Consider the following 11019-nt stretch of genomic DNA (forward strand, 5'->3'; position numbering starts at 1 on the left):
AGTAAGGATTGGACCTGGTAACAGACATGGACCTGTTAGTCCTTCTTGTTTTACTGCTTCTTCAGAACAGTAAATAAGTATTTTTAGAACCTTAACTCGATTAAATTCACTCCCTTTTAATAATTCTCTTTTTATAGATAGCGTTTTCATTTTTATTTAAAATTCTTAGATTTTGATTCTCTCCTGACTATCAAAATCAAATATATGAGCCTTAGGCATCTTAAAGGTAAAGCGAATCTTAGAGCCAGGCTCCAAATAGTTAGAAGCTTCCACTTTGGCTGAAAATTCTTGTACGCCAGCCTTACAATAGAGAACAGACTCGCTGCCTAGCAACTCAGAAACGGTGACTTCAGCATCTACAGTGCTATCTGGAAAAGTATCTTCTACTATCAACTCAGCCGAGATATCCTCTGGTCGAATGCCCAGTATCACTTTCTTTCCTTGATATCCTTTTTCTTCTAGGATTTTACGCTGACCGTCTGGAAGTCCAACAGCAAAGCCTTGTCCATCTGTAAGCTGATCGCCCTCTAAGTTCACTTCAAAGAAATTCATAGCTGGACTGCCGATAAAACCTGCCACAAATTTATTAGCTGGCTCGTTATAAAGTTCCTGCGGCGTACCGATTTGCTCGATTCGGCCGATAGTACCTGTTCCTGCTTCGTTCTTAGTAGCTGACATGATAACGATGCGGTCAGCCAAGGTCATGGCCTCGGTCTGGTCGTGGGTTACATAGATAGTCGTCGCTCCGATACGGCGGTGAATTTTTGCGATTTCTGCCCGCATGGACACGCGCAGTTTAGCATCCAAGTTAGACAAGGGCTCATCCATAAGGAAGACTTTGGCATCACGGACAATCGCCCGCCCCATAGCTACCCGCTGACGCTGACCACCTGACAAGTCGGCTGGTTTACGATCCAGCAGCTCTTTCAAGCCAAGGATTTCCGCCGCTTCCTGGACTCTTTTATCAATATCAGCCTTATCATACTTGCGAAGCTTGAGTCCGAATGCCATATTGTCATAAACAGTCATGTGAGGATAAAGAGCGTAATTTTGGAAAACCATGGCGATATCCCGATCTTTAGGAGCAATGTCATTGACAAGATTTTGATCAATATAGAGCTCCCCTTCTGTGATATCCTCAAGTCCTGCAATCATCCGCAAGGTTGTTGATTTCCCGCAACCGGAAGGTCCTACAAAAACGATAAACTCCTTATCCTTAATATCCAAATCAAAATTTTCAACAGAGTAAAAATCACTATTAGGATATTTTTTATATAGTTTATTTAGTGTTAAGGTTGTCATTCATCTACCTCACTTATTTTAATCCTGCAACAAAGCGCTCTGTAATTTCTTTAGGGCGAGTAATGGCTCCGCCGACAACAATGCCTCTTACCCCCAAATCATGTATCTGCTTGGCTTGACTCGGATAGTGAATCTTTCCTTCAGCGATAACATCAAAGCCTGCTTGACACAAGCGGCGGATAAGCTCAATGTCCGGTCCGTCAACCTTAGGGCTGTAGGAAGTGTAGCCCGACAAGGTCGTGCCGACAAAGTCTACACCAGCTTCTACAGCAGCAGCAGCTTCCTCATAGGTACTGATATCTGCCATCAATAGCTGATGAGGATACTTGGCCTTGACCTGCTTGATGAAATCCGCAACTGTCAAGCCATCATGGCGCTCCCGCTTGGTACAGTCCAGAGCAATGACTTCAATATCCAGAGCAGCCAACTCATCCACTTCCCGCATGGTAGCCGTGATAAAAGGCTCTTGTGGCGGATAGTCGCGTTTGATAATTCCGATGATTGGCAGAGAAGTTACTTCCTTGATCTCCCGAATATCGCGAACGCTATTAGCTCGAATACCAACAGCACCGCCCTGCTCAGCAGCCTTGACCAAGAGAGGAATGACTCCTCCAGCTTCAGTATAAAGCGGCTCCTGGGGCAAGGCTTGACAAGAAACAATGATGCCGTCTTTAATCTTGGCTATCAAGTCATCTTTTAAAATCTGTGACATGAATATACAATCTCCTTTCGTAAGACATCGGTCTAATCAGATAGTCTAACAACTACCTAGGACCTCAGGTGGAGCAGAGAAGAAGGCAGCAAACAAATATTTTTACTTCCTTATCCTAGACTCCATTTTTTAACTCGAGTATTTCATAATGTTATTATAAATAATTTTTAAAGCGCTTTCAATATTGTTTGAGATTTAGATTTTAGTTTCCGAATTTTCCAGAAAAATAGAAATTCCTGAAAGTACTTTCAGGAATCTGTTTTGTAGAAAAGTCAATGAAAGAGCAAGCAAACTTCTAAAAAGATTCTCATTTCTATACTCCCTCAGGCAAGTAAAAAGGGCTAGACAAAGGCCTAGCCCCAAAGGGGGGACGAATATTATCTCTCTGATTTAAAGTCCGAAATGAGAGAAAGTCTTTTTTATTTTGGTTCCGCAGAGCCAGTTAAAGACAGTATCGCTGACACGGACATTCATAGCCTCATGCCCATATTCAGGCAGGAGATGATACTCCTTTTCTCCAGCCAAACGGTTATAAATGGCAAACTGCGTGATAGGATAGCAAACATCATCCTCCAGGCCAATAATCATCTGCACTGGACAGCTAATACGATGGGCCAGATTTTTCACGTCAATATAAGCAAGTGTCTGCAACAACTGCTCTTCTGTCTCATGAAAAGGATCATGGAATTTGAAATAACGAAAGAGCTCATCATAGGCTTCACTCGTATTGCCAATCTCCAAAACCCGTCTAAAGTCAGCAAGGAAGGGATAGATGGCTACAGTCTGCTTAATCCGAGAATTTAATGCAGCTGCTACCAAAGCCAAGGCTCCGCCCTGTGAACCGCCAAAACTAGACAAACGGTTTTCATCCACAAAGTCCAAACCAGCCACTAGCTCGACCAAGGTGTAAACATCCAGATAGACATCCTTGAAAAAGAGCTGATCCGGTCCATCCAGAGCCCCACGGATAATATGTCCTTTAACAGTATTGCCGCGGACTTCTCTATCACCATCCAGTGAATATCCTGACTGACCACGCACATCCATCGACACCACACCCCAGCCCGCTGCCGTATAGGCCAGCATATCAGCCCAATCCCAGCCCTGCCCCATATAACCATGAAAATGAAACAATACCGGTACTTTTTCTGATAACTTAGGCACAACTAGCTTAGCATAGATTTGCCCACCGTTTCCAGACTTGAAGGTTAGCTCATAGCAAGTCGCATATGCAATTTGAAAATCTTTTTCCAGCAACTGGTAGTCCTGAGGCACTTCCACCTCCGCCACTTGTTTATTCCAAAAGGTATCAAAATCGTCGGGCATTTCATCTCTTCCGCGATAATGTAACATTTCTTTAAGTAAAGTAGGGTTTTTCATGTCTTATCCTCCCAACGATTCTTGAAACCTCTTTCATCATACCATAGAAAGAGGAAAACTTCAATAGGTTAATATATAGATTTTCTGTTTTTTCTGAAATTTTACCGATTCACCTCCTAAGAACCTATATGAAGCAGGAGCAGTAAATAGAACAAACTAAATCCTATGTTTAGGCCGGCTCCGTTAAGGTAGGGGCGTCCGATTCTCAGCTTTTCTACCAGTAAGATAGTCAACAGACTCAGCGGTAAAGGAGTCAGCAGCCCCAGATAAGCAGGCAATATTGTCTGACCGGTAACTATTAGCAGTGAGTAAACGAGCCAGCCTAGACCGGTCAGGGCGATAGCTGTTCGCCAGGTTATATCTAGAAAGAGGACTGCTTCATTGATAAGCTCGCTGTCTTCGTCTGAGCAGACCTGTCCGTTGCTTCGTTTATAAGCCTTTTTGCTGATGATTCCAACGTAGTAAAAGGCCACATGTGCCACTGGCGACAGAGCAAATCCAATTCCTAACAAGGCTATTGACAGATAGGCCCACAAGCCCTTATTTGTCAAACCAAAGAGAGCATAAAGCGAGACTAACATAAGAGGGATTGAGAAGTTAGCCACCAGAGCGCCCAGACGCAGCCGACCAACAGAGCCAGACAGCATCAGCATAGACAGATTCTTATTGCCAATCCGACTCTGCTCCGTAAAAGAGGCATAGTTTTCCTTGTCTACCTCAAAGCCAACCAGCAGAATATCCCCCAATAACCAGCAAAGACCACTCAGCAGCCCAGCCCATAAAGATAAAAAAATCACATTGCTCTCCTTTTTTCCATTGTCCCCTTATCTTAGCACAAAAGCTCACTCAATCACAAGTAGTCAGAAGGTTTACGTCTTTTTATCCCAGCAAGCTCCTTTCCTTAAGAAAACTAGCGCTCACGTCGCTCCGCTCCTCAGCATCAATGTCTCTAAGCTCAGCTTCGACCAACGGTCTTGCCTGGCTATGTGTTTCTTCAAGGTGTACAGCTTTTGTCCCAACGGACAAAACTGCATCCACTGCTCTATGACTCAACTTTGTCCTACAGACACGTTTCGTTAAGACACATAGCGCTCACGTCACTCCGCTCCTCAGCATCCATGTCTCTAAGCTCGGCTTCGACCAGAGGTCTTGCCTCGCTAAGATACATAGAAAAATCCCCCACCAAAGGGCAGGGGATGACCGACAGACTGTCTTATTTTTAATTGAGGAAGCTATTCCCTTATTTGCGGCGTCCTGGGCGTTCCTTGTAGCCATAGTATGCGTCTTCGATGATTTCCTGCATGTGGTCAACCATTGGAAGGCGTGGGTTGGCTGGAGAACATTGGTCTTCATAGGCAAGGAAGGCCAATTCGCGTGAATGTTCTTTCCATTCTTTTTCGTCAATACCTTGAGCCTTGAAGTTCATTTCGATACCGACACGTTCTCCCAGTTCATAAACAGCTTTCGCAAATGATTCAACACCTTCTTCTGGAGTAGAAGCTGGCAAGCCAAGCATACGAGCGATGTCTTGGTATTTCTCATCCGCACGGTAGTAGTTGTACTTAGGCCATGTCGCTGTCTTAGCTGGACGTGTACCGTTGTAGCGGATTACGTACGGCAACAAGATAGCATTTGTACGACCGTGGATAGTATGGAACTGAGCACCAATCTTATGGGCCATAGAGTGGGAAATTCCCAAGAAGGCATTGGCAAAGGCCATACCAGCGATAGTAGAGGCATTGTGCATCTTTTCGCGAGAGTGGAAGTCAGCGTTCTTAACAGAGCTTTCCAGATTTTCAAAGACTAGTTTGATAGCTTGGAGAGCCAAACCATCAGTAAAGTCGCTGGCCATCTGAGATACATAAGCTTCTGTTGCGTGCGTCAGCACGTCCATACCAGTGTCTGCTGCGACAAATCCTGGAACAGTCAGTACCAGAGCTGGGTCTACGATGGCCACAGTTGGAGTCAGAGAGTAATCAGCGATTGGGTACTTACGGTTATTAGCCTTGTCAGAGATAACGGCAAATGGTGTCACTTCTGAACCTGTACCAGATGTTGTAGGGATTGCGATAAACTTAGTCTTCTTACCAAGCAACGGGAATTTGAAGGCACGTTTACGGATATCCATGAATTTTTGCACAAGGTCACGGAAGTCCACTTCTGGTTGCTCATAGAAGAGCCACATGACTTTAGCTGCGTCCATTGGTGAACCACCACCAAGCGCGATGATTGTATCAGGTTTGAAGGTACGCATAATCTCTGTACCACGTTCAACAGTTGTGATATCTGGATCTGGTTCTACGTCTGCAAAGATTTGGTAAACAACCTTATTACGACGAAGATCGAGTTGTTCGATGATACGATCTAGGAAACCAAGCTCTACCATAGCATGGTCTGTTACGATCATGACACGTTCCACATCACGACATTTTTGCAGGTATTGGATAGAGTCACGCTCGAAGTAAGTTTTTGAAGGGAGTTTCATCCATTGCATATTATTTCTACGTCTTCCTACTTTTTTGATGTTCAAGAGATTCACAGCACTAACGTTATCACCTACTGAGTTGCGACCATAAGATCCACAGCCCAAAGTCAGTGATGGCAGGAAGGCATTATAAACATCCCCGATACCGCCGAAAGTAGAAGGTGAGTTGCAAATAACACGGATGGCACGAACAGCCTTACCAAATTCCTTAGTCAATTCTTCGTCCGCTGTATGGATAGCAGCTGAGTGACCAAGACCATGGAATTCTACCATTTGACGGGCCTTTTCAATACCGTCTTCACGGGATTCAGACTTGAGCACAGCGATGACAGGTGACAGTTTTTCACGTGTCAATGGCTCCTTTTCACCAACTTCTTTACACTCTGCGGCCAAGATATTCGTGTCTTCTGGCACGCTGAAGCCTGCCTGCTCTGCAATCCAAGTAGCTGGCTTACCAACGATATCCGGATTGAGCTTAGCACCAGCACAGTTCTTGCTGTTTGCCTTAGCACCAAAGCAGAATTCTTCCAACAGAGCTTTTTCTTTCTTATTTACAAAGTAAGTATGGTAAGATTTGAACTCTTCTACAAATTCATCATAAACTTCCTTGTCAATGATAACGGCTTGCTCAGAAGCACAGACCATACCATTGTCAAAGGACTTAGACATAACGATATCGTGCGCTGCTTGACGGATATTCGCTGATTTTTCCACATAAGCTGGTACGTTTCCGGCACCAACCCCCAGAGCTGGCTTACCACATGAGTAAGCTGCCTTCACCATTGCGTTACCACCTGTCGCAAGGATTGTTGCAATCCCTTCATGGTTCATAAGTGCAGAAGTTGCTTCCATAGATGGTTGAGTAATCCATTGTACACAGTTTTCAGGCGCACCCGCTGCAATCGCAGCATCACGCACGATTTGTGCTGCATGAGCAGATGATTCTTGAGCTGATGGGTGGAAAGCAAAGATAATCGGATTACGTGTTTTTAAGGAAATCAAAGCCTTAAAAATAGCTGTTGAAGTTGGGTTAGTTGTTGGAGTAATTCCGCAGACAACACCCACTGGCTCCGCAATCAAGGTTAAACCAGTCACATCATCTTCCTGAATAACGCCGACAGTTTTCGTATGGCGCATATTATTCACAACGTGCTCACAGGCGAAAAGGTTTTTAGTTGCCTTATCTTCAAAAACTCCGCGACCCGTTTCTTCATAAGCATGCAGAGCCAACTCACCATGGGCATCCAAAGCTGCTACAGAGGCCTTGGCTACGATGTAGTCCACCTGTTCCTGATTCAGCTTTCTCATTTCCTCGAGTGCAACCAGACCTTTTTGCACCAATTCGTCGACATGCTTTTGCGCCGCCATAGCCTTGTCTTCTTGTTCTACCGTTTTCTTCTTTTCAGCCATTCTATTCCTCCAATGGTTTTGCCTTAGGTTAGACGAAGAACTCCAACCTTTGTTAAATATTTCACAATTCAATTATAACTTATTTAACGATTTTTGTAAACACTTTCACTTAACATTCACAAACTTTTCTCTATTAATTTGTGAAATACATGACAAATTCGCTTATTTTACAGCCTATTCTTTTAGTCATTGTGAAAAAATTTTTTATTTTTTAGAGATTTCACATACTTTTACTTTCACATAATATATGAAAGCGCTTTCTTTATTTAAATATAAAAAGCTCGGACGAACCGAGCTGATCTTTACTTTATAAACTTATAAAAGATGAACCTTAATTCCCATTTTTAATAATCTCAATCGTCATCATAAACACGTTCACCATGTATTTTGATATATTCTTCGCGTTTTCTATCCAACTCTTCCCAGATGGAATCGTCAATAGCATCAATCGTCTGAATTTCTTCCAGGCTCATCTCATTGGCTTCATCAAAGGTCAGAGATAAGATATCTTCGTGCTTTTCCTTGAATTCCTCGATTGTTAGCCATGTTTTCTTATCATCTTCACTGATTTGTCCATTAAAGATTGTGGCAATCTCAATAGCCATGATATAGAACGCTCTTTTATCAAGAGTGAGCAGTTCAAGGTGGGTAGAGGCCAAACGTAAACAGTCTCCATTTTCGCGAAAATCTGTTACATAAGCATGCTCAAATTCCAAATTTAGGTCTTCATCAATTTGTGAATAAAAACGGTATTTTATCCCTTCTTGTATCGGAATATGCAACCAACGTTCGTCATAATCCTGTTTATCTAGTTTTAGATGAATGGCTATATCATTCCTATCTCTGATTTGACGAAAACCAGAATAGGAGAGAGGGATGCTTTCTCCTTGATAATTTTCAAACCACATTTTTTTCGCTAGTTCTAAATAATCAAACGGAATTTCTTTGGTGTAATCGCCTTTTAAATATAATTTCATTCGTCCTCGTCGTCCAACTCTACCTCTCCATGGATTTTAATGTACTCCTCATTTCTGCGGTCATCTTCTTCCCAAACTGGGTCTCGAACATCATCCATAAACGGAATTTCTTCAAGGCTCAGCTCATTAGCCTGTTCATAACTCATCGAAAGGATATCTTCATGCCGGTTTTTAAATTCCTCCACACTTAACCAGCTCTCTTTATCATCTTCGCTAATCTGACCATCAATGGCAGTCGCAATGTCAAGTGCCATAATATAGAAGGCACGTTTATCAACAGTGAGAAGTTCAAGGTGGGTAGAAGCTAAACGTAGACAGTCTCCTTTTTCTCGATAGTCTGTTGCTGGATTATCTTCAAAATCTAATTCAAGATTTTCATATACATGACTTCCAAATTCGTTGGTAATCCCTTCTTTCAACTGAACATTATTCCATCTATTATCATGTATCCACTTATTTAATTTTAAGTGAATAGTTGGGTCTGTTTTAAATGGGCGAGTATTTCCAAAATAAGAAAAATCTACTCGCTTACCATCTTTAGTATCAAACCACATTCTCTTCGCTAGTTCTAAATAATCAAACGGAATTTCTTTGGTGTAATCACCTTTAATATAAATTCTCACTCATCTTCCTCATCGTCGTCCAACTCTACCTCTCCATGAATTCGGATATACTCCTCGCGCTTCCTATCCAATTCTTCCCAGAGTGGCTCGTCAATGGCTTTCATAACCTTTATCTCTTCTAAACTAATATCGACTGCTTCGTCGCAGGTCAAATTCAGCAGGTCTGCATGTTTCGTTTTAAATTCTTCAATACTCAGCCATGTTTCTTTGTCGTCTTCGCTGATTTGACCGTCAATGGCAGATGCTACTTCAATCGCCATGATATATAGAGCTCGCTTATCAACCGTTAGAATATCCTTATGAGTCGTGATTATTCGAAGATAGTCTCCTTTTTCTCGCCCATCACTTTCATAGGAATCTTCACAATCCAATATTAGATACTCATATTTAAATGAACTCCATGGATTATCTCCTATTTTAAAATCAGTCATTCCCCAACGCTCATCATTTGAAGAAAATTTATCCAAACTAACACTAAAATAGAAGTCATCATCACGTGCATAAGAAAAACCAACTTTCACTCCCTTACGTTCCTTGAACCACATTTTCAAAGGATATTCCATACAGGCTTGATAGATACTAGTTTCGTAGTTGCCTTTAAGATATAGTCTCACTCATCTTCCTCATCGTCATAAACACGTTCACCGTGGATTTTGATATATTCTTCTCGAAGCCTTTCCTCCTCTTCCCATAGAGGATCTCTTACCGGTACCATTGTCTTTAATTCTTCCAAACTGATTTCAACAGCTTCATCATAAGTCAGTGAAAGAACATCCTTGTGATATTCCTTAAATTCTTCTACACTTAGCCAACTTTGCTTGCCGTCTTCGCTAATCTGACCATCAATGGCAGATGCTACTTCAATAGCCATAACGTATAAAGCGCGCTTGTCAACCATTAAAATATCTACATGAGTTGAGGCAATTCGAAGAAACTCCCCTTTTTCGCGGTCGTCGGAAATAAAGGCATGTTCAAATTCAAGTTCAATATCTTCATATTGCAAGGACAACCAAGGATTGCTCGGAATTATAAAAGGAGCCTTATCCCATCTTTCATCAACTGAAGCCCATTTGCGCAACTCTGCTCCGAAATAAAAATCATCTTGCAGCATCTCATCATCACCAACGTTGGAGTAACTTATTTTCTTGCCATTCCGTTCTTTAAACCACATCTTCCAAACTAGTTCTCTAGTAGTAAATGTTATTTTTTTAGCATAATCACCTTTGATGTATAGTCGCATATTGTCCACCTAGTTTCCGTAATAATTTCGACAACCCTAAAAATCCTATTAATTATCTCTTCCTTTGTACTTGTACCAAGCTTCTTTAGTCGGCTATTAGCACCACTCACGAAGGTTCACTTTTCGAGTTCCTACTCGACTTCATCTATCCACCACTCGGGCTTCAAATTGAGCGGGTCTATCGTCAATATTGGTGATAGTAATATTATACGGTTTACTTTTAGTAACATCAAAGATTTTTTTATTAGTATAATTAACTACAATTCCATCTTTCTCCAGGTGAATATTTTTTTGATTATTAGATAGTTTTTTATCAGTCGTTTCACCATTTTCATAAATAGATTGAGAGATATACTGTTCCTTAACATAATAGTAAATTCTAGAATTTTTTCGCTCCAAACTTCAATACCTGTTAATTTGATTTTTTTATCATCGTTCTTTTTTAAAATCAACTCAGAACTATATCCCAGTTGGTCTGCATTAGGATGCGCTCTCAGCTCTATGCTTTGACCAGGCTGCAAAGTGTATTTACCGTAATTCAAAACTGCTTGAACATACCATATAAGAAACAAACTATATAATAACGCAATAATAATCCGTGATTTACTATTTTTAAAATAACGGAAAAGTAACACTAGAGAAGTAATAAAAACTATTGAAGTTATCATTCTTTATTCTCCTTCTTGTATGCATCAATTCCATCCTGAATCATAGCAGCGTCTCCTTCATTGTCCCCATAATGACCTTGCAATAAACTCAAGTCATATTTAATATCTGCACCCACTATGAAATATTTATCAACATCAAGATAATCCTTGCACTTCCAGTTTGAATCCCCATCGAATCTCTGTTAGTAGCATTAGATAAGGCTGTGTTTTCTTTTGGTTTCT

General features: G+C 41.5%; 10 protein-coding genes and 1 pseudogene. All 11 read right to left on the reverse strand.

Translation table 11 applies throughout. From position 1 onward, the window contains the following. Positions 1–165: 165 nt before the first annotated feature. The 11 genes and pseudogenes from K1I94_RS09140 to K1I94_RS09190 all read right to left on the reverse strand — a co-directional run bounded on the left by K1I94_RS09140 (position 166) and on the right by K1I94_RS09190 (position 10797). Positions 166–1302, reverse strand: a complete 1137-nt coding sequence (locus K1I94_RS09140; protein ID WP_002905742.1) for an ABC transporter ATP-binding protein — start codon at positions 1300–1302, stop codon at positions 166–168. Positions 1303–1315: 13 nt separating this feature from the next. After that, the gene (locus K1I94_RS09145; RefSeq protein WP_002894429.1) at positions 1316–2014 is read right to left on the reverse strand and encodes an N-acetylmannosamine-6-phosphate 2-epimerase; all 699 of its coding nucleotides are present in this window, start codon (positions 2012–2014) and stop codon (positions 1316–1318) included. Between the two features lie 390 nt (positions 2015–2404). Beyond that, positions 2405–3394 (reverse strand): alpha/beta fold hydrolase, encoded by a 990-nt coding sequence (locus K1I94_RS09150; RefSeq protein ID WP_223315133.1) that lies wholly within the window; start codon positions 3392–3394, stop codon positions 2405–2407. A gap of 116 nt (positions 3395–3510) precedes the next feature. Further along, on the reverse strand, positions 3511–4191 hold the full coding sequence (locus K1I94_RS09155; RefSeq protein WP_223315134.1) for a DUF6796 family protein: 681 nt from the start codon (positions 4189–4191) through the stop codon (positions 3511–3513). 82 nt (positions 4192–4273) lie between these two features. Beyond that, the gene (locus K1I94_RS09160) at positions 4274–4432 is read right to left on the reverse strand and encodes a shikimate dehydrogenase (RefSeq protein WP_101772112.1); all 159 of its coding nucleotides are present in this window, start codon (positions 4430–4432) and stop codon (positions 4274–4276) included. 202 nt (positions 4433–4634) lie between these two features. Beyond that, a complete protein-coding gene (gene adhE, locus K1I94_RS09165; protein ID WP_223315135.1) occupies positions 4635–7289 on the reverse strand; it encodes a bifunctional acetaldehyde-CoA/alcohol dehydrogenase in 2655 nt (884 codons plus the stop codon). A 353-nt stretch (positions 7290–7642) separates the two neighbouring features. Beyond that, complete coding sequence (locus tag K1I94_RS09170; protein WP_223315136.1) at positions 7643–8266, reverse strand: hypothetical protein; 624 nt, start codon at positions 8264–8266, stop codon at positions 7643–7645. Continuing rightward, positions 8263–8889, reverse strand: coding sequence for a hypothetical protein (locus tag K1I94_RS09175; RefSeq protein WP_223315137.1), 627 nt, complete (start codon positions 8887–8889; stop codon positions 8263–8265). Before K1I94_RS09175 ends, K1I94_RS09170 begins: the two co-directional genes overlap by 4 nt. Then, positions 8886–9503 (reverse strand): hypothetical protein, encoded by a 618-nt coding sequence (locus K1I94_RS09180; protein ID WP_223315138.1) that lies wholly within the window; start codon positions 9501–9503, stop codon positions 8886–8888. Before K1I94_RS09180 ends, K1I94_RS09175 begins: the two co-directional genes overlap by 4 nt. Next, on the reverse strand, positions 9500–10129 hold the full coding sequence (locus tag K1I94_RS09185; RefSeq protein WP_002898791.1) for a hypothetical protein: 630 nt from the start codon (positions 10127–10129) through the stop codon (positions 9500–9502). The genes K1I94_RS09180 and K1I94_RS09185 overlap by 4 nt, the downstream gene beginning before the upstream one ends. A 141-nt stretch (positions 10130–10270) precedes the next feature. After that, positions 10271–10797: pseudogene (locus K1I94_RS09190) on the reverse strand (hypothetical protein). Positions 10798–11019: the final 222 nt, after the last annotated feature.

It is taken from the genome of Streptococcus sanguinis, assembly GCF_019929145.1.
Taxonomy (GTDB): domain Bacteria; phylum Bacillota; class Bacilli; order Lactobacillales; family Streptococcaceae; genus Streptococcus; species Streptococcus sanguinis_U.

Excerpts from the sequence above, each read along its gene's own strand:
- K1I94_RS09150 (WP_223315133.1), bottom strand. The coding sequence starts at position 3,394 with ATGAAAAACCCTACTTTACTTAAAGAAATGTTACATTATCGCGGAAGA.
- K1I94_RS09140 (WP_002905742.1), bottom strand. The coding sequence starts at position 1,302 with ATGACAACCTTAACACTAAATAAACTATATAAAAAATATCCTAATAGT.
- K1I94_RS09170 (WP_223315136.1), bottom strand. The coding sequence starts at position 8,266 with ATGAAATTATATTTAAAAGGCGATTACACCAAAGAAATTCCGTTTGAT.
- K1I94_RS09145 (WP_002894429.1), bottom strand. The coding sequence starts at position 2,014 with ATGTCACAGATTTTAAAAGATGACTTGATAGCCAAGATTAAAGACGGC.
- K1I94_RS09185 (WP_002898791.1), bottom strand. The coding sequence starts at position 10,129 with ATGCGACTATACATCAAAGGTGATTATGCTAAAAAAATAACATTTACT.
- adhE (WP_223315135.1), bottom strand. The coding sequence starts at position 7,289 with ATGGCTGAAAAGAAGAAAACGGTAGAACAAGAAGACAAGGCTATGGCG.